Genomic DNA, 18,689 nt, shown 5'->3' with positions numbered 1-18,689 from the left:
GAAGTTCGCTCGGCCGTGGTCGGAACGGACCGCCGAACCGGGGTCGCCGCAAACGAACGCTTTTTGCGCACGCCGCGGCGACTTCGGGGCGACGACCGTCATGAGCGAGGACAACGAGAGGCGCGACGGGCCGGCGGGCCGCCCGTCCGTCACGGGCGGAGGGAGCGCCGGCCGAGCCGACGGCGCGTCGGAGGCGTCGCTGACCGACGGCGGCGTGAGCGAGACGACCCTCGACCCGTGGGGTTCGTCGACCATCGATGACTACCGCAAGCTGTTCGAGGAGTTCGGTATCGAGGAGTTCGAGGAGGTGCTCCCCGAGGTGCCGAACCCGCACTACCTGATGCGCCGGGGGGTCATCTTCGGCCACCGCGAGTACCGGGACGTGCTCGACGCGATGCGTACGGACGAGCCGGCGGCCGTCCTCTCGGGGTTCATGCCCACGGGCGACCCCCACATCGGCCACAAGCTGGTGTTCGACGAGATCATCTGGCACCAGCGGGGGGGCGCGGACGCCTACGGCCTCATCGCGGACCTCGAAGCCCACGCGGCACGTGGGCTGACGTGGGACGAGATCGACGAGCACGCCCGCGACTACCTCCTCTCGCTGCTCGCGCTCGGGTTCGACCCCGAGGACGGCGAACTCTACCGCCAGTCGACGAACCGCGCGGTGCAGGACCTCGCCTTCGAACTGGGCGCGAAGGCGAACTTCTCGGAGCTACAGGCGATCTACGGCTTCGACGGCGAGACCGACGTCTCGCACATGCAGTCGGTCGTCACGCAGATGGCCGACATCCTCTACCCGCAACTGGCGGAACCGAAGCCCACCGTCATCCCGGTCGGTCCCGACCAGGACCCGCACGTCCGCCTCGCGCGCGACCTCGCCGCCCGGATGCGCTTCTTCAAGGTGACCGAGGCGTACGCCAGCTTCGAGACCGACGACGCGGAGCGCGCGCTGCTCGCGGAGGCGTACGAGGCGCTGAGCGAGGCGCGAAGCGCCTCGAACGAGTCGAACGGGGAGCGGAGCGACCCGCGAGGCCCGGCCGAGAGCGACGGCGAGGGCGAGGCGGACGGCGATGAGCCCGTCCGCTGCGAGGAGGCCGCCGCCTACGTCGCCGCGACCTTCGACGCCCCCGCCCTCGTGGAGAGCCTGGAGAACGCCGGGATGGAGCCGCTTCGCCCCCGCGTGCGCTTTCTCGACCGCAACGCCACGGAGGAGGCGTTCGAGGCGCTCATCGGGAGCGTCGAGGGCGAGAAGCGCGTCTACGAGGGGCACGTCGACGCCTTCGACCTCCCCCGGGAGGAGGCGGCCCGCCTCGCCCGCGAGGTCGAGGTCGAGCACGGCGGCTACGGCTTCTACGCGCCCTCCTCGATCTACCACCGCTTCATGACGGGGCTCACCGGCGGGAAGATGAGTTCGAGCGTGCCGGCGAGCCACATCAGCCTCCTCGACGATCCCGAGGACGGCTACGACAAGGTGACGTCCGCGACGACCGGCGGGCGCGAGACGGCCGAACTCCAGCGCGAACTGGGCGGGAAGGCGGACGAGTGCCCCGTCTACGAGCTCTACGCCTACCTGCTGGCGGGCGACGACGACGAGTTCGCGACGCGCGTCTACGACGAGTGCGTGGGCGGCGAGCGCCTCTGCGGCGACTGTAAGGAGCAGGCCGCGCGGCTCATGCGCGAGTTCCTCGCCGACCACCAGGAGAAGCGGCGGGAGGCCGAGGAACTGCTCGAGTCGCTCGACCTCGAACTGGAGTCGCCGCGACGGTGAGGCATCGAGCAGCGCCTCGGTGACGGACCGGAGGCGGGAACCGACGCGTCGCTACGGCTCCCGCCGCACGTACGCCGTCGGCGCGCGCTCGGCTCCCGGTTCGTCGCCGACGCCGACCGCGGCCCAGTAGTCGCGGGCCTCGCCCCCCGTCGCGCGCGCAACCTCCTCGCGGGTCAGCAGGTTCGCGCCGTCGCGCACGAGGTGGAAGAACTCGTCCCGTCGCCACGGGTCCAGCTCCTCGCGCGCCCACTCGCGGGTGGCCTCCGTCGGGTAGTTGACGACGAGGTACCCGCCGGGGGCGACGCGCGCCCACAGCGCGCGGAGCGCGTCCGCCACCGCCTCGACGAAGTAGAGCGTGGCGACGCAGTAGACGAGGTCGAACCGGCCGTCGGTCGAGAGGTCGGGGAGCGCGTCGACCGCGAACGAGAGGTTGTCGAGCCCGCGCTCCGCGGCCAGCGCGCGGTTGTCGGCGACGACCGTCGCGGAGAGGTCGACCGCCAGCACGTCGAGGTCGGGGTGGCGCTCGGCGAGCGCGAACTCCGTGACGGCGGGGCCACACCCGACCGAGAGGAGCGTCCCCGGCACCCCGACGCGCTCGAAGAAGCGATCGAGGTGATCGACCATCGCCTCGCCCGCGAGGTAGGCGCAGCGGTCGTAGTCGCGCTCGCGGTAGAACGCCTCCCAGTCGGCCATCGACCCCAGTCGCCGGCGCGCGGGCAAGAAGCTTGCGTCGGTCGTGGCCGTCCCGCTCCCCGAAGCCGGGGACGCGAAGACGCGACGCCCTGCTCCGACTCAGAACCCTTTTACGCTCCGGGGGTACAGGGGCAGGTATGGCATCCGAACCCCTGCCGCGGAGTGTCGCACGCCGGTCGTCGAGCGCGGGGTTCGGCTCTTTTAGCGCGTAGGCGTCGGGGGACCGGTCTGGACGGGTCCGGCCGAACAAACCGACGTCGCCGCGCCGTCTTCGATCAGCACGCATACGGACGCCAGCACGAAACTACACACAACGACACACCATGCGATTACCACAGGCACAGGCCGCGGTCCTGGAGGCCGCGAGCGCAACGGAATCGAGAACGGTCGAGGAGCTCGCGGCGGCCCTCGACGAGTCGCCGACGACGGTCACCCGGGCGGCCTTCGAACTGGCCGACGCGGGCCTCGTCGCGATCGAGGAGGAGGCGGCTGAGTCCGTCTCGCTCACCGACGAGGGCGAACGGTACCGGGAGGAGGGCCTCCCCGAGGTGCGCCTCTACCGGGCGGCGATCGACGCCGGGGCAGACGAGGAGCCCGTCCCGATGGGCGAACTGCTCGGGCGGGCGGGCCTCGACGGCCCGGCGGTGAACATCGCCCTCTCTAATTTCGCGCGGAAGGGCTACGGCCGCATCGAGTCCGGCGCGGTGGCGGCGACTCCCGACGCCGACCCCGACGCCGACGAGGAGGCGGCGGCGCTCGACGCCCTCGCGGCGGGCGGAGACGCCCCCGAGGACGCCGTGGAGGAACTGGAGCGCCGGGGGCTCGTCCGGCGCGAGGAGGGAACCGTCCGCTCGGTGACGCTCACCGACGAGGGCGTGACGGGGCTCATGGAAGGGGTCGAGGTGGCCGACGCCGTCGGCGCGGTGACCGCCGACCTGCTCACGAGCGGCGAGTGGCGCGACGCGGAGTTCGCGGCGTACAACGTGGAGGCCGACGCGGAGACGATCTACGGCGGCCGCGAGCACATCCTCCGCCGGACCGCGAACCGCGTGAAGGACGTGCTCGTCGGGATGGGGTTCCAGGAGATGGAGGGGCCGCACGTGGACGCCGACTTCTGGATCAACGACGCGCTGTTCATGCCCCAGGACCACCCGGCGCGCACCCACTGGGACCGCTTCGCGCTCTCGGACCCGCGACGCATCGACGACCTCCCCGAGGACCTCATAGAGCGCGTCCGCCGGGCGCACCTGGAGGGGGTGGGCGACGACGGCGAGGGCTACCACTCGCCGTGGGACGAGGAGTTCGCCCGGGCGCTCGCGTTGCGCGGGCACACCACCTCGCTGTCGATGCGCTACCTCTCGGGGGAGGCGGTCGGCGACCTCGAACCCCCCCAGCGCTACTTCAGCGTCGAGAAGGTCTACCGCAACGACACGCTCGACGCGACCCACCTGCTCGAGTTCTTCCAGATCGAGGGGTGGGTGATGGCCGAGGGCCTCTCGGTGCGCGACCTGATGGGGACGTTCACGGAGTTCTACAGCCGCTTCGGCATCACTGACATCCGGTTCAAGCCCCACTACAACCCCTACACGGAGCCGAGCTTCGAGCTGTTCGGCCGCCACCCCGAGACGGGCGAGATCATCGAGATCGGCAACTCCGGCATCTTCCGCCCGGAGGTGCTCGAACCGCTCGGCGTCGACTGCGACGTGATGGCGTGGGGGCTCGCCCTCGAGCGCCTGCTCATGCTCACCTACGGCTTCGAGGACATCCGGGACGTGCACGGGACGCTCTGCGACCTCGACCTCCTGCGGTCCGTGGAGGTGATGCACTGATGCCCACCGTCGAGGTCGATCCCGACGAACTCCGGCGACTGACCGGCCACGAGGAGAAGAGCGACGACGAACTCGAGGCCGACCTGTTCGCGCTCGGGCTGGAGTACGAGGGGGACACCGAGGACGGCGACATGCAACTGGAGTTCGCCCCCGACCGCCTCGATCGCCTCTCCATCGAGGGCATCGCGCGGTCGCTGCGCTACCAGTACGGCGACGACCGCGGCGTCTACGTCCCCGGGACCAACAGCGCCGAGTGGGTCATCGAGGTCGACGAGTCGGTGCCCGACGAGCGTCCCTACGTGACCGGCGCGATCGTCCGCGGACTGGACGTGACCGAGGAGGGGCTGGAGTCGCTCATCCAGCTCCAGGAGAAGCTCCACCGGACGATGGGCCGGCAGCGGGCGAAGGGCGCGATCGGCGTCCACGACCTGACGATGCTCAAAGGTCGATCCGCCGGCGAGGATCGCCCCAAGACGATCTCCTACCGGGGGATCGAGCCGGACGGCGACCGGTTCGTCCCGCTCGATTCCGACGCGGCGCTGACGCCCGGCGAGGTGCTCTCCGAGCACCCGACGGGACGGACCTACGGCCCGCTGCTCGCTGACTACGGGGCGTATCCGGCCATCTACGACGACATCGGCCTGTTCTCCTTCCCGCCGGTGATCAACGGCCGCCGGACGGAGGTGACCGAGGGCACGCGCGACGTGTTCATCGAGATGACGGGCACCGACCAGTGGACGATCGACCGGATGTGCGCCATCGTCTGCTACGCGCTCGCCGCCCGCGGCGGGCGCGTCGAGGAGGTGCGCGTCGAGTACCCGGAGGAGTCGCTCGTGCGACCCGACTTCGAGATCGAGCACAAGACGGTCACCCACGGGCGGATCGAGCGCCTGCTCGGGATCGACCTCGACCCGGACGAGGTGCTCGACCTGCTCGAGCGCTCCGGGCTGACAGGCGAGGTCGAGGAGGCGGGCGACGAGGTGGTCTACGACGTCTCGATTCCCCCCTACCGCGTCGACGTGCTCCACCCGGTCGACGTGGTGGACGACCTCGGTAGAGCCTACGGGTTCAACGAACTCGACCCGCGGTACCCCGAGGTGGGGACCATCGGCGGCCGCACCGACCGCACCCGGCTGGAGGACGCCGCCCGCGACGCGCTGGTCGGCCTCGGCTTCGAGGACATGCTGAACTTCCACCTCGTCAGCGAGGCGGAGTGCTTCGACCGGCTGGGGATCGACCCCGGGGAGTCGGTCTACGGCGCGGGCGACCCCGCCACCATCGCCGAGCCGTACAGCGAGGACTACACGACCGTCCGCACGTGGGCGCTCCCCTCGCTCCTGATGGTGCTCGAGAACAACACCCACCGGGCGTACCCACAGGACCTCTCGGAGATCGGCCTCGCCGCGCGGGTCGACGGGAGCGAGGAGACGAAGGTCGCGGAGCGGCGAACCGTCGCCGCCGTCCTCGCGCGCACCGACGCGGGCTTCGAGGCGGCGAAGGCGCGCCTGCAGGCGGTCGCCCGCGCGTTCGGGAAGACGCTCGAGACCCCGCCGACCGAGCACCCCACGTTCATCGCCGGGCGGACCGCCGAGGTCGTGCTCGACGACGAGTCCGCGGGCGTGATCGGCGAGATCCACCCCCGCGTGCTCGTCGAGCACGACCTGGAGGTGCCCGTCGCGGCGTTCGAGTTCGACCTCCGGGCGCTGGATTGAGCGAGTGTCAGTGGCGTTCTCGTCGTGGAACGACCTCGAGTGCCCTCGACCCGAATGATCGACGACAACTCTACCGCCTCGAAAGCCCTCGTGGGCTGCGCTCCGACGAGCTCCCGCTCGCCTCATCGCCGGCCGATGGCCGGCTTCCAGCGGGACCGGAGGTCCCGCCCGGCTCGCGGGAACGCCCGTTCAGTCCGCCAGGAATGAAACGTGTCCCGTCAGTTCAGATCCGCCCCGACCGCCTCCTCGACGCCCTCGAAGCCGTCGCGCGCGAGCAGGTCGAGCAGGCCGCGGTTGACGTCGCGGGCGACCGTCGGTCCCTCGTAGACGAGGCCGGTGTAGAGCTGGACGAGCGACGCGCCCGCCCTGATCTTGGCGTACGCGCCCGCGGCGTCCGCGACCCCGCCGACGCCGACGACGGGGACGTCGGTGCGCTCGGCGACGAAGCGCACCGCCCGGGTCGCGCGCTCCTCGATGGGCTTCCCGGAGAGGCCGCCCGTCTCCGCGCGGTTGACGCCCCGCAGGGAGGCGGGGCGCTCGGTCGTCGTGTTGGTCGTGATGACGCCGTCGAGGTCGAAGTCCTCGACCACCGCGAGCGCCTCCTCGACGGCGGCGTCGGTGAGGTCCGGGGAGAGCTTCACGAGGAGCGGCGACGCGCCCGCGTCGACGAGCGCCGCGATGATGCGTTCGAGGTGCTCGCGGTCCTGTAGCTCCCGGAGCCCCGGGGTGTTCGGACTGGAGACGTTCACGACGAAGTAGTCGCCGCCGTCGGCGCACCGCTCGTAGGTGTAGCGATAGTCGTCGTCGGCCTCGGCGAGGGGCGTGACCTTCGACTTGCCGATGTTCACGCCGACGGGGACCGGGACGTCTGCCCGCGCGAGGCGCGGCCCGACCGCGTCCGCGCCGTCGTTGTTGAACCCCATACGGTTGATCAGCGCGCGGTCCTCGGGGAGGCGAAACAGTCGCGGGCGCGGGTTGCCCGGTTGGCCCTCCGCGGTGACGGCCCCGACCTCGACGTGTCCGAAGCCGAGGGCCGCGAGCGCGCGCGGGATCTCCGCGTTCTTGTCGAAGCCGGCGGCGACGCCCACCGGGTTGGGGAAGTCCAGCCCGAAGGCGGTGGTTCGAAGGCGCTCGTCGTCGACGGCCAGTCGCCGCTCGATCGCCGACGTTACGGGCGTCCCCTGGGCGGCGCGGAGTGCCGCGTGAACCGTCTCGTGTGCCGTCTCTGCCGGAAGCTGAAACAGTAGCGGCTTCGCGGCGTCGTAGAGTCGCACGGATCAGAACTCGTGTTCGATCTCCTCGTCTGCGTCCGCCTTCTGGATGATGATCTTGTTGTCGCGAACGCGGACGAACACCTCGTCGCCGATCTCCATCCCGGCGACCGTCAGCTCGTCCTCGTGCAGGTTGAGGTGCACGTTGTGGTATTCGCCGTTTTCGTCTTTGGCGCCACTCGGGCTGAGCTTCTTCTTTCGCACCATCGCGGTATCTTACACCACCCTTCGCCGTACGACATACTTAAGTTTGCCGTGCTCGGGTTCGCCCCCGTCGACCGATCGACTCGAAGTGCGTTACTACGCTGCGTTGTTTGTATATAAACATATCGGGCGTAGTCTCTCGATTTCGGGGATATAGTTATATGTGGTCATGTTTTGCTTTCGCATGGAGGTTCGAAAACCATGGCACGTAGCGATGATGGGAAGCGGAACTTCGCGCTCCGCGATACGAGCGGTAACGAATCGAGCGTCTTCTCCGGGCGTACGCCGCGTCAGGCGGCGCTGAAAGCGGCTCGACGGCTCGACCCCGCTGGGAGCGAGGACGAGGCCGACCGGACCGAGTTGCGGCTCCGGGAGAAGGGTACGAAGAAGGTCCACCACTACGAGGGGTGGGCCTGGAAGGAGACTGCTCCGGACGACAAGCCGGACTGGATGCCGGACCGCATCACCAAGGCGAACGTCTCGAAGAAGGGCATCGAGCACCTCGAGGAGATCTGAGGTCGAAGCGACCGGCTTCTTTGACCGTCGGCGCACGACGAGCGGACGGCGTATTCGATAGTATTTACATTGGGCGTGCGCAAGCGAGCGTGCGCGGCACTCATCCGGCCGGACCGCACGCACGCGCGTGGAATGACGAGCCGATCTCCAGCCGCGCCACACTACCCCTCTCCCGTGTGTCTCCGTACCGTGAGAGGACCGTACCGTGTGAACGTTCTCCCATGAAATCGCTTGACGGAGCGCCGATAGTTCGACGGTCTTAAGTAGTCACCCCCGCTCGAATGGAATGCGAAGAAGCGCGGGGCGCTCCCCGCCGGGGTCACCCGGTCGGGACGTCCCCGTTCCGGTGCCCTTATATATCCAGGGGCACTCCGGAATGATACGCACAGGGCGGCGCCGGAACGCGATTCCGGGCCGGTCTTGGACCGACGCCCTTATGTACTAAGGGTGCCTCGGAATGTATGCGAACACACAGTAGGTGCGGGACGCTGGATACGTCCCGTACTCGCGGCCTGTCGGGGCGGATTCGAAGGGTTTATGCCCTCGAATCGCCTACGATAGGATCCGAAGGAAATGAGGATTCCACCCCTGCGGTCCGCCGTACACGATGGGATCTGATGTTAGCCTTGGTAGTTCGGTGACACTCGGTCGGTCCGATGTCGCCGACACCCGATAGCGTATATGCAACCTTAATGCATCCGCCTAACCCTCCCCTTCGGGGGAGAACATTCCGGTTGATCCTGCCGGAGGTCATTGCTATCGGAATCCGATTTAGCCATGCGAGTCGCACGAATTAGATCGTGGCGAACGGCTCAGTAACACGTGGCCAAACTACCCTATGGACCTGGATAATCTCGGGAAACTGAGGCTAATCCGGGATAGCGCTCTCTGGCTGGAATGCCGAGAGCGTGAAACGCTCCGGCGCCATAGGATGTGGCTGCGGCCGATTAGGTAGATGGTGGGGTAACGGCCCACCATGCCGATAATCGGTACGGGTAGTGAGAGCTAGAGCCCGGAGACGGACTCTGAGACAAGAGTCCGGGCCCTACGGGGCGCAGCAGGCGCGAAACCTTTACACTGCACGACAGTGCGATAGGGGGATTCCGAGTGCGAGGGCATACAGTCCTCGCTTTTGTGTACCGTAAGGTGGTACACGAATAAGGGCTGGGCAAGACCGGTGCCAGCCGCCGCGGTAATACCGGCAGCTCAAGTGATGACCGATATTATTGGGCCTAAAGCGTCCGTAGCCGGCCATTCAGGTCCGTCGGGAAATCCACTCGCTTAACGAGTGGGCGTCCGGCGGAAACCGTCTGGCTTGGGACCGGGAGATCTGAGGGGTACGTCTGGGGTAGGAGTGAAATCCTGTAATCCTAGACGGACCATCGGTGGCGAAAGCGCCTCAGAAGAACGGATCCGACGGTGAGGGACGAAAGCTAGGGTCTCGAACCGGATTAGATACCCGGGTAGTCCTAGCCGTAAACGATGCTCGCTAGGTGTGACGCAGGCTACGAGCCTGCGTTGTGCCGTAGGGAAGCCGTGAAGCGAGCCGCCTGGGAAGTACGTCCGCAAGGATGAAACTTAAAGGAATTGGCGGGGGAGCACTACAACCGGAGGAGCCTGCGGTTTAATTGGACTCAACGCCGGACATCTCACCAGCTCCGACAGTAGTCGTGACGGTCAGGTTGATGACCTTACTCGAGCTACTGAGAGGAGGTGCATGGCCGCCGTCAGCTCGTACCGTGAGGCGTCCTGTTAAGTCAGGCAACGAGCGAGACCCGCACCTCTAGTTGCCAGCAGCATCTCGCGATGGCTGGGTACACTAGGGGGACTGCCGCTGCCAAAGCGGAGGAAGGAACGGGCAACGGTAGGTCAGTATGCCCCGAATGAGCTGGGCAACACGCGGGCTACAATGGTCGGGACAATGGGACGCTACCCCGAAAGGGGACGCTAATCTCCTAAACCCGATCGTAGTTCGGATTGCGGGCTGAAACTCGCCCGCATGAAGTTGGATTCGGTAGTAATCGCGTGTCAGAAGCGCGCGGTGAATACGTCCCTGCTCCTTGCACACACCGCCCGTCAAAGCACCCGAGTGGGGTCCGGATGAGGCCACCGAACGGTGGTCGAATCTGGGCTCTGCAAGGGGGCTTAAGTCGTAACAAGGTAGCCGTAGGGGAATCTGCGGCTGGATCACCTCCACAGACCGGGACCGGACGGAACGTCCGGCCCACCTTGGGGTCGGGTGTCGGCACCTGGCCGACCGAGCACCTCAGAACTACCGAGGCTAACAGGTAGGGCCCATAGCTCAGTGGGAGAGTGCCTCCTTTGCAAGGAGGATGCCCTGGGTTCGAATCCCAGTGGGTCCATATTCGCGGGACGAAACCGGGTTCCTTAAGTGGCATCCGGCGCTCGTTCCGACGAAGACAGATGCACCATCCCGTGTGAACGGGGATGGGAAGGGTCGATGCCGCACCGTCTACCAGCGGGCGCGCAGATGAAGACCGTGTGTACGTGCGATCCAGGCGCTCACTGGACCCGTTCATCGAGGTCCAGAGCAATCAATATCATTCGTGGCTACTGTGCCACGTGGTGAATGGCTCGGCTCAAGTGCCGACGAAGGACGTGCCAAGCTGCGATAAGCCTGAGGGAGCCGCACGGAGGCGAAGAACTCAGGATCTCCGAATGGGAATCCCCACAGCAATTGCCTTGCGCAATGGGGAACGTCCGGAACTGAAACATCTCAGTACGGACAGGAAAAGAAACCGAATGGGATGTCGTTAGTAACGGCGAGTGAACGCGACGTAGTCCAAACCGAAGCCTGCGAGGTCTTCGACCTCGTTGGCAATGTGGTGTTCGGACTGACCGTAATCGGCCAACCGTCTGCGAGAAGTCTCCTGGAACGGAGCGTGATACAGGGTGACAACCCCGTATCGCGGACGTGCGGTCGTGGGTCTGTTCCCGAGTAGCGGGGGTTGGAAATCCCTCGCGAACCTGGCAGGCATCGACTGCCAAGACTAAACACAACTTGAGACCGATAGCGAACAAGTAGCGTGAGCGAACGCTGAAAAGCACCCCGAAAAGGGAGGTGCAATAGGGCCTGAAATCACGTGGCGATGGAGCGACGGGGCACAAAAGGCCGTCTGCGAAACGACCCGGGGGCGACCCCGCAGTAGGAAGCAGCCGGAGCCGGTGTTCCGTCGTGCGTTTTGAAAAACGAGCCAGGGAGTGTGCCTGTTTGACGAGTCTAACCCGAGTATCGGGGGAGGCGTAGGGAAACCGACAGGGCCGCAGCATCTTCGATGCCAGGGCCGCCGTGTTCAAGCGCGGGGAGTCAGACGGGCACTACCCGAATCCGAGCGATCTACACGAGGGCAGGGCGAAGCATGGCGAAAGCCATGTGGAGGCCCGTTAGGGTTGGTGTCCTACAATACCCTCCCGTGACCCGCGTGTAGGGGTGAAAGGCCCATCGAGCTCGGTAACAGCTGGTTCCAACCGAAACATGTCGAAGCATGACCTCTGCCGAGGTAGTTCGTGGGGTAGAGCGACCGATTGGGGTGTCCGCCTCCGAGAGGAGTCGGTGCCCCTGTCAAACTCCGAACCTACGAACGCCGTGGACGCAGGGAGTCCGGTGTGCGGGGTAAGCTTGTGCACCGTGAGGGAGACAACCCAGAGCTGGGTTAAGGTCCCCAAGTGTGGACTAAGTGCGATTTAAAGGTGGTCCCGAGCCCTAGACAGCCGGGAGGTGAGCTTAGAAGCAGCTACCCTCTAAGAAAAGCGTAACAGCTTACCGGCCGAGGTTCGGGGCGCCCAAAATGATCGGGGCTCAAGTCCACCACCGAGACCTGGCGGCACGCCTCACAGCGTGTTCCCGTAGGTTGGCGCTCCGATCGGGTGGAAGCACGGGCGAGAGTTCGTGTGGACCGATTGGTGACGAAAATCCTGGCCATAGTAGCAGCGATAGTCGGGTTAGAATCCTGACGGCCGAACGGACAAGGGTTCCTCAGCAATGTTCGTCAGCTGAGGGTTAGCCGATCCTAAGTGCTGTCGTAATTCGAGCAGCACAAAAGGGAAACTGGTTAATATTCCAGTGCCACCGTACATCGAACGCCGACGCTTTGGGGTCACCTGAGCCGGGCTTTCGCCCGGTCGAACCGTCAAAGCCCGTGGAAGCCGTAATGGCACGAAGCGGGTGAACGGCGGGACAGGGAAACTCAGGTCAACCTAGAGCCCGTGAAAAGGCAAGTACGGTGCTCGTACCAAGAACCGACACAGGTGTCCATGGCGGAGAAAGCCAAGGCCTGTCGGGAGCAACCGACGTTAGGGAATTCGGCAAATTGGTCCCGTAAGTTCGCGATAAGGGATGCCTGCCCCGGAAAGGGGCAGGTCGCAGAGACCAGGACGCTCCGACTGTCTAGTAACAACATAGGTGACCGCAAATCCGTAAGGACTCGTACGGTCACTGAATCCTGCCCAGTGCGGGTATCTGAACACCCAGTACAATGGGACGAAGGACCCGTCAACGGCGGGGGTAACTATGACCCTCTTAAGGTAGCGTAGTACCTTGCCGCTTCAGTAGCGGCTTGCATGAATGGATCAACGAGAGCGTCACTGTCCCAACGTTGGGCCCGGTGAACTGTACGTTCCAGTGCGGAGTCTGGAGACCCCCAAGGGGAAGCGAAGACCCTATAGAGCTTTACTGCAGGCTGTCGCTGGGACATGGTCGCTAATGTGCAGCATAGGTAGGAGCCGTTACACAGGTACCCGCGCTAGCGGGCCACCGAGGCGTCAGTGAAATACTACCCGTTAGTGACTGTGACCCTCACTCCGGGAGGAGGACACCGATAGCCGGGCAGTTTGACTGGGGCGGTACGCGCTCGAAAAGATATCGAGCGCGCCCTATGGCCATCTCATCCGGGTCAGAAATCCGGAGAAGAGTGCAAGAGCATAAGATGGCCTGACAGTGTCCTGCCTAACGAGGGACGCTGACGCGAAAGCGTGGTCTAGCGAACCTATGAGCCCGCCCGATGCGGGCCATAGATGACAGAAAAGCTACCTTAGGGATAACAGAGTCGTCACCGGCAAGAGCACATATCGACCCGGTGGCTTGCTACCTCGATGTCGGTTCCCTCCATCCTGCCCGGGCAGCATCGGGCAAGGGTGAGGTTGTTCGCCTATTAAAGGAGGTCGTGAGCTGGGTTTAGACCGTCGTGAGACAGGTCGGCTGCTATCTATTGGGGGTGTTTGGTACCTGACGTGAACGTTCGTATAGTACGAGAGGAACTACGAATGGTCGCCACTGGTGTACCGGTTGTCCGAGAGGGCACGTGCCGGGCAGCTACGCGACAAGGGGTAAGAGCTGAACGCATCTAAGCTCGAAACCCGCATGGAAAAGAGGTACCGCCGAGACCACTCGTACAAGACGAGTTCGATAGACTCGGGGTGTACGCACCGAGGTAACGAGGTGTTCAGCCCGCGGGTACTAACAGGTCGAAGCCACACATTCATCGCACTGGTCCCGTGAACGGGTCCAGGCGTTAACTGGATCGCACGTACGCTTGACCGATGGTGGTCCTTGACGTGGTTCGATTCCACGAATCGGCGTTAAGGCGGCCAGAGCGGCGGGGCAACTCCCGTACCCATCCCGAACACGGAAGATAAGCCCGCCTGCGTTCCAGCGAGTACTGGAGTGCGAGAGCCTCTGGGAAAACTGCCTCGCAAGAGGCTCCAAGTACGGGCCGAGGTCCGTGAACCGTAGTACACGCAGGGTTCGTCCCGGTGGAATCGGTGAGCGGACTGTCGACGCCCGCAACTGGTGGTTCGCCGCCTTTCCATTCATACCTCATATTCGACTCCCCGCAAGCGGTCGCTTCAGACCGCTACGCTTATTCGCGTCCTCCCGGTAGAGTCATCCGCGCCAAGGTGGCAGAGTCTGGCCTTACGCACACGCCTGCAGAGCGTGATCACGCCGGTTCAAATCCGGCCCTTGGCTCTCTTTCGACCGACCGGACGTGAAGATCGCACGAGAATGTAACTTTTGTACTCCGTGTAGCAACGACCAGTGCTACCTCTATTCGGAGCGAGGAGCTTCGCCGGTAACGGTCGCGTCACCTGCTGACGTCGCCGTCCGCGAGCACTTATGCGGATTCCATCCGCACGTCCGTTCGACGGCGCTCTCGCCCGGGTTCGGCGTGTCACTCGCTCGCTCGGCTCCGGAAAGTAATCGTTATACGCGGGGATTCCGTCGGCTCCTGTATGCAACGTCGAGCGGCCGCGGTCCTGTTCGTCTTCTTCCTCGTCATCGGCGCGAGTGCCTACTCCGTCATCGCGGTGGCGGAGGAGCCGGACGTCCAGATCGAGGGACAGACGTACCAGCCCGGCGGTAACTTCACGATCGACGGGCAGGAGTACAACCTCTCGGAGGTCAGCCGACAGGAGGCCTCTAGCGAGGGTGGCGGCGAGGGTGGCCACGGCGGCGGTGGCGGCGGCGAGCCGACCTGGTCCGGTACCCTCGTCTACACGAAGAACAACGCACTCCTCTCGGAGACGTTGGAGAACGGGACGAGCGTCGAGTACAACAACTCGTCGTACCTCGTGACGATCGGTACGGCTCCCGATCCGGGAGCCGCCCCCACCGCGGGCGGTAACGAGTCCGGAGGCGGGAACGAATCGGCGGGCGGTAACGAGTCCGCGGGCGGTAACGCCACCGGCGGTAACGCCACCGACGCCGCCGCGGGGTCGAACACCACCGCCGGCGATGCTGGGAACAACACGACCGGCGCGCCCGCGGACAGCAACACGACGGAGACGCAGGAGGGTAACGCGACGAACGCGACCAACGGCACCGCGGGGAACAACACGACCGCGATGTCGAATACGCTCGTGTTCACCGAGGAACGCGACGTCACGGCCATCCTGGAGAACGACACGGCGGTCGCAAACGAGACGATCGAGGCGGACGGCCAGACGTACGTCCGGTACCTCGACGACAACAGTCTCGTGCCGCTACAGGAGTACCTCAGCCCGGCGGATCAGCAGACGTTCCGGCCCGGCGATCGCTTCCAGTACAACAATACCACGGTCACGCTGAAGAACGTCACCGACGGTAGTGCGACCCTGGTCTGGCGCGACGACGTCGCGGTGCAGCAGGAACTCGAGGAGGGTGGGAACGTCACGCTCGCGAACAACGAGACCTACGTCGTACACTTCCCAAGCGACAACCCCGAGAACAAGACCGTCATGTTCAGCCAGCAGCGCCAGGCGTACCAGAACGAGATCGACAAGCAGGAGTACTTCCACGAGCGCGTCAACGGGCTCTGGGCGGTGAGCATCATCAGCTGGCTCTCCGCCTTCCTCGTCATCGGGCTGGCGTACATGCCGACCCGGGGCTGAACCGCTACCCTCTCGACGCCGGCCGCTCGCCTCCCGTTTTCACTCTCCGATTCAGATCCCCAGCTGTCGCGCTTCGCTCGTCACGTTCGTCGCGAGAAAGCGGGCTGAGAGGGATGTGAACCACGGTCGCACGGTCCTGCTCACCTCACTTCGTTCGGTTGCGCGGGCTGCGCGCTCCCTGATTCAAACCCACTCGGGAACTCGTTCGGTGCTCGCTGTCGCTCGCACACGACCAGCGGGCTGAGAGGGATTTGAACCCCCGGCCGTCTGGTTAAAAGCCAGACGCTCTGCCTAACTGAGCTATCAGCCCGGTACCGGAGATTCCAGCCCACGTCGCTAAACCGTTACGATTAGCGGGACCGGGAACGCTCTTATCGCCGCCGGGGTAACGTCGCCCGTGAGCGCCTTCGCCACCCGCTACGGCGACGACCTCCGCTCGTTCGTCGAGCGACTCGTCTCCTTCGACTCCACGCCCGGCAACGAAGCGCCGATCCAGCGGTTCGTCCGCGAGCGCCTCGACGAACTCGGCTTCGAGACCGTCGAGTGGACGGCCGACGCCGAACGCCTCGCCGCCCACCCCTCGTTCCCCGACGATCCGGCGGCGATCGAGGTCGCAGACCGCCCCTCGATCGGCGGAATCCTCGAACTCGGTGACCCCGACGCCGGCCCGACGCTCGTGCTCAACGGACACGTCGACGTGGTCCCCGCCGAGGGCGAGTGGACGAGCGACCCCTTCGCGCCGGCGTGGGACGAGGACCGGGACGCCCTCACCGCGCGCGGCGCGGCCGACATGAAGGCGGGGCTCGCGGCGTGCGTCTACGCCGCCCGCGCGCTCGCCGACGAGGCGGAGGCGGGCGCGCTGGACGCGAACGGTCGGGTCGTCGTCGAGGCGGTCGCGGGCGAGGAGGAGGGCGGGATCGGCGCGGCGGCGGCCGCCCTGGATAACCCCTACCCGTTCGAGCGTGACGCCGCCGTGATCGCCGAGCCGACCGAACTGCGGCCCGTCGTCGCGACCGAGGGGAGCCTCATGGCGCGGATCCGCATCGAGGGGCGCTCCGCGCACGCCGCCTCCAGCTGGCGCGGCGAGTCCGTCCTGCCGCACTTCGAGCGCGTCAGACGAGGGTTGGCCGACTTCGAGGCCGGGCGGGCGGCACACGTGACCCACCCGCTGTACGAGGAGTTCCCCGTCCCGTGGCCGGTCGTCGTCGGCACCGTCCGCGCGGGTCGGTGGGCCTCGACGGTTCCCGCGGAACTGACGGCCGAGATCCGCGTCGGCGTCGCCCCCGGCGAGACCGTAGACGGGGTGGAGGCCGAGTTACGCGAGCACCTGGACGCGCTGGCGGAGCGCGACGAGTGGCTGGCCGACCACCTCCGACTCGAGCGGTTCTCCGTGCAGTTCGAGGCGAGCGAGGTCGACCCCGACGAGCCGATCGCGCGGGCGGTCGTCGGGGCGATGGAGGCGGAGGGCCTGTCCGACGCGAAACCGGCGGGCGTCACCTACGGGGCGGACGCGCGCCACTACGTCGAGGCGGGGGTCCCGACCGTCCTGTTCGGGCCGGGCACCGTCGAGCAGGCGCACTTCCCCGACGAGACCGTAGCGTGGGGAGAGGTGGTGACCGCGGGGGCGGTGCTGGAGCGGGCGGCGAGGGCGTATCTGTCCTGACGCCCGCGGCTACCGTCGCCGGGCTATCGCTGCTGGGCTATCGCCGTTCGGCTACCGTCGCCGCGCGCCGGGGGCGTCGAGCGCGTCGAGTGCGTCGAGCGCCGCCGCGACCACGTCCTCCGGTTCGCTGTCCTCGAGGGCGGCCCGACGGCGCAGGTCGCGGTACGTCTCGGGGGGCAGCGAGAGCGTGATCTCGCCGAGGTCGACGCCCACCTCGCGGAGGGCGACCTCGACGGCCGCGCCGTTGTTGATGTCGCTCGCGACGGCGCGCACCTCGCGGACGGTCAGCCCGTGATCGAGGATCGCCCAGGCGAGCTGGTAGCGCGCCTCGCCGTGGACGCGGGCGATGTGCTTCGCCGCGGTGGGGGCGATGCGGCCGGTGGCGACGTAGCGGCGGACCGCGCGCGGCAGGTCGTGGACGCGCGCCCACTTCCGGATGAACGAGACGGTGACGCCGTCGCCCGCCCGCTCGGCGGCCGCCTTGTACGACCCCTCGCCGCGGACGAGCGCGGCGCAGGCGGCCGCGCCGCGCAGTACGTAGACGTTGTCCTCCGACCCGGCGGAACTGTTGGCGAACCGCCGAACCGTGTCGGCGGCCTCCGCGACGCTCTCGGGGTCGCTCGGGTCGAACTGGACGGCGCGCCGCGCGCGCTCGCCGGTGAGCGTCGGGTCCCCCCTGATGACGGGTTGCCCCACCGGCGATTCGCGGTCGGCGGGTGGCTCGTCCGGGTTACTCATCGAGCGAACGCAAGAGGGGGGACAGGAAAAGCGTCTCGGGGTTGTGCGCTACTCACCGCGCTGCTCGGAGAGGTGTTCCCACACCTCCGCGCAGCCGCAGCCGTCCTCGAGTTCGTCCAGGTGGCGGGTGTCTACCGCCTCTTCGTCTTTCGATTCCTCTGCGGACTCGTCGGTTACGGTTGTCGGCTCACTCATCGTCTCTCTCCTCGTAGAGCTCGGGCGCGACGTCCGCCGAGACGTGCTGGCGGGGACCGTCGTCCGGAGACTCCATCAGTACCATCGATTCCCGGTAGGCGAAGGACACGCAAAAGGGCGCGCTCAGCTGTAACGTTGACCCGTACTGCCGCACCGCGGTCGTTTTTGCCGGAACGTGTGACGCTCTCTCCGAGCGAAACCGCCGGAAGGGAGAGAGATCGCGGTCGGAGCGTCGTCACCGAATCCGATGACACGCGGCGGGGTCTGCCCGCATCGCTGGGATTACCCTTCCCAGCGCCGAACCCCCGTTCGTGACGACGGACGTCTACCTCCTCGACGACGGGGCCTGGGTGAGCGTCGACGACCGGCGCGTGTCGGGCGTCGGCGGCCTCTGGCGGCTCGCCGACCACGGCTTCTGCGGGTGCAGACTCGCGGACGTGCTCGCCGAGGGGTTCGTCGAGGTCGGCCTCGCACCCCCCGACGTGGAGGCGCGGCTCTCGGGGCAGTGCATCGCCTGCGGCGAGCAGGGCGTCACGGACTGGCTCGCGGTCGGACGGGTCGACCCCGAGACGGGCGCGTTCCGGGCGGGCGTCCCCGAGAGCGTCCACGTGCCGCACACTCGCAGCTAGCGGGGATACTTGCCGGGGGTCGGAAGCACCCGCCACGCTTGACGCGAGGCGCGGCCGTTTACGTCCGGAGTCCCTCTGTACG

Annotated in this window: 12 protein-coding genes, 3 tRNA genes and 3 rRNA genes; 12 read left to right on the top strand and 6 right to left on the bottom strand. The window is 66.6% G+C overall.

Features of this window, described 5'->3' with window-relative positions:
- The first annotated feature begins 100 nt into the window (after positions 1–100).
- Positions 101–1,771 (top strand): tryptophan--tRNA ligase, encoded by a 1,671-nt coding sequence (locus tag P1K31_RS11475; protein ID WP_276303463.1) that lies wholly within the window; start codon positions 101–103, stop codon positions 1,769–1,771.
- A 51-nt stretch (positions 1,772–1,822) separates the two neighbouring features.
- Here the strand turns inward: P1K31_RS11475 and P1K31_RS11470 are convergent, their stop codons facing one another.
- A complete protein-coding gene (locus tag P1K31_RS11470; RefSeq protein WP_276303462.1) occupies positions 1,823–2,464 on the bottom strand; it encodes a class I SAM-dependent methyltransferase in 642 nt (213 codons plus the stop codon).
- 323 nt (positions 2,465–2,787) lie between these two features.
- On the opposite strand from P1K31_RS11470, the gene pheS reads away from it, so the two are divergent.
- Positions 2,788–4,293, top strand: coding sequence for a phenylalanine--tRNA ligase subunit alpha (gene pheS, locus P1K31_RS11465; protein ID WP_276303461.1), 1,506 nt, complete (start codon positions 2,788–2,790; stop codon positions 4,291–4,293).
- A complete protein-coding gene (gene pheT / locus P1K31_RS11460; RefSeq protein ID WP_276303460.1) occupies positions 4,293–6,005 on the top strand; it encodes a phenylalanine--tRNA ligase subunit beta in 1,713 nt (570 codons plus the stop codon). Before pheS ends, pheT begins: the two co-directional genes overlap by 1 nt.
- 218 nt (positions 6,006–6,223) lie before the next feature.
- Here the strand turns inward: pheT and P1K31_RS11455 are convergent, their stop codons facing one another.
- Entirely contained in the window at positions 6,224–7,279 is a 1,056-nt protein-coding gene (locus P1K31_RS11455; RefSeq protein ID WP_276303459.1) for a quinone-dependent dihydroorotate dehydrogenase, read from the bottom strand.
- Positions 7,280–7,282: 3 nt separating this feature from the next.
- Entirely contained in the window at positions 7,283–7,483 is a 201-nt protein-coding gene (locus P1K31_RS11450) for a hypothetical protein (protein ID WP_254542838.1), read from the bottom strand.
- A gap of 198 nt (positions 7,484–7,681) precedes the next feature.
- Here P1K31_RS11450 and P1K31_RS11445 point away from each other — a divergent pair, with 198 nt between their 5' ends.
- The 7 genes from P1K31_RS11445 (at position 7,682) to P1K31_RS11415 (ending at position 15,382) form a co-directional block, all read left to right on the top strand.
- Positions 7,682–7,996 carry a non-histone chromosomal MC1 family protein gene (locus tag P1K31_RS11445; RefSeq protein ID WP_276303458.1) on the top strand — a complete coding sequence of 105 codons (315 nt, stop codon included), beginning with the start codon at positions 7,682–7,684 and terminating at the stop codon, positions 7,994–7,996.
- Positions 7,997–8,723: 727 nt separating this feature from the next.
- A 16S ribosomal RNA gene (locus P1K31_RS11440) occupies positions 8,724–10,192 on the top strand.
- A gap of 95 nt (positions 10,193–10,287) precedes the next feature.
- Positions 10,288–10,359: transfer RNA gene (locus P1K31_RS11435), tRNA-Ala, on the top strand.
- A gap of 199 nt (positions 10,360–10,558) precedes the next feature.
- Positions 10,559–13,495 (top strand): 23S ribosomal RNA (locus tag P1K31_RS11430).
- A 100-nt stretch (positions 13,496–13,595) separates the two neighbouring features.
- A 5S ribosomal RNA gene (rrf, locus tag P1K31_RS11425) occupies positions 13,596–13,714 on the top strand.
- The 16S, 23S and 5S rRNA genes sit together here with 2 tRNA genes alongside, the layout of an rRNA operon.
- A 192-nt stretch (positions 13,715–13,906) precedes the next feature.
- Positions 13,907–13,982: transfer RNA gene (locus P1K31_RS11420), tRNA-Cys, on the top strand.
- A gap of 263 nt (positions 13,983–14,245) precedes the next feature.
- Entirely contained in the window at positions 14,246–15,382 is a 1,137-nt protein-coding gene (locus tag P1K31_RS11415) for a DUF8231 family protein (protein WP_276303457.1), read from the top strand.
- A 236-nt stretch (positions 15,383–15,618) separates the two neighbouring features.
- On the opposite strand, the gene P1K31_RS11410 is transcribed toward P1K31_RS11415, so the two are convergent.
- Positions 15,619–15,692: transfer RNA gene (locus P1K31_RS11410), tRNA-Lys, on the bottom strand.
- A gap of 87 nt (positions 15,693–15,779) precedes the next feature.
- Between P1K31_RS11410 and P1K31_RS11405 the strand changes: the two genes are divergently transcribed.
- Positions 15,780–17,045, top strand: a complete 1,266-nt coding sequence (locus P1K31_RS11405) for a M20 family metallopeptidase (protein ID WP_276303456.1) — start codon at positions 15,780–15,782, stop codon at positions 17,043–17,045.
- Between the two features lie 51 nt (positions 17,046–17,096).
- Here the strand turns inward: P1K31_RS11405 and P1K31_RS11400 are convergent, their stop codons facing one another.
- Positions 17,097–17,783: a DUF7119 family protein gene (locus P1K31_RS11400; protein ID WP_276303455.1), complete on the bottom strand. Its 687-nt coding sequence runs from the start codon at positions 17,781–17,783 to the stop codon at positions 17,097–17,099.
- A 48-nt stretch (positions 17,784–17,831) separates the two neighbouring features.
- A complete protein-coding gene (locus tag P1K31_RS11395) occupies positions 17,832–17,978 on the bottom strand; it encodes a DUF8595 family protein (RefSeq protein ID WP_276303454.1) in 147 nt (48 codons plus the stop codon).
- A gap of 311 nt (positions 17,979–18,289) precedes the next feature.
- Here P1K31_RS11395 and P1K31_RS11390 point away from each other — a divergent pair, with 311 nt between their 5' ends.
- Positions 18,290–18,607, top strand: a complete 318-nt coding sequence (locus P1K31_RS11390) for a DUF8134 family protein (protein WP_276303453.1) — start codon at positions 18,290–18,292, stop codon at positions 18,605–18,607.
- Positions 18,608–18,689 lie beyond the last annotated feature (82 nt).

The organism is Halomarina halobia (assembly GCF_029338575.1).
In the GTDB taxonomy this organism is placed as follows: domain Archaea; phylum Halobacteriota; class Halobacteria; order Halobacteriales; family Haloarculaceae; genus Halomarina; species Halomarina halobia.
This window is presented reverse-complemented; position numbering and strand designations above follow the sequence as displayed.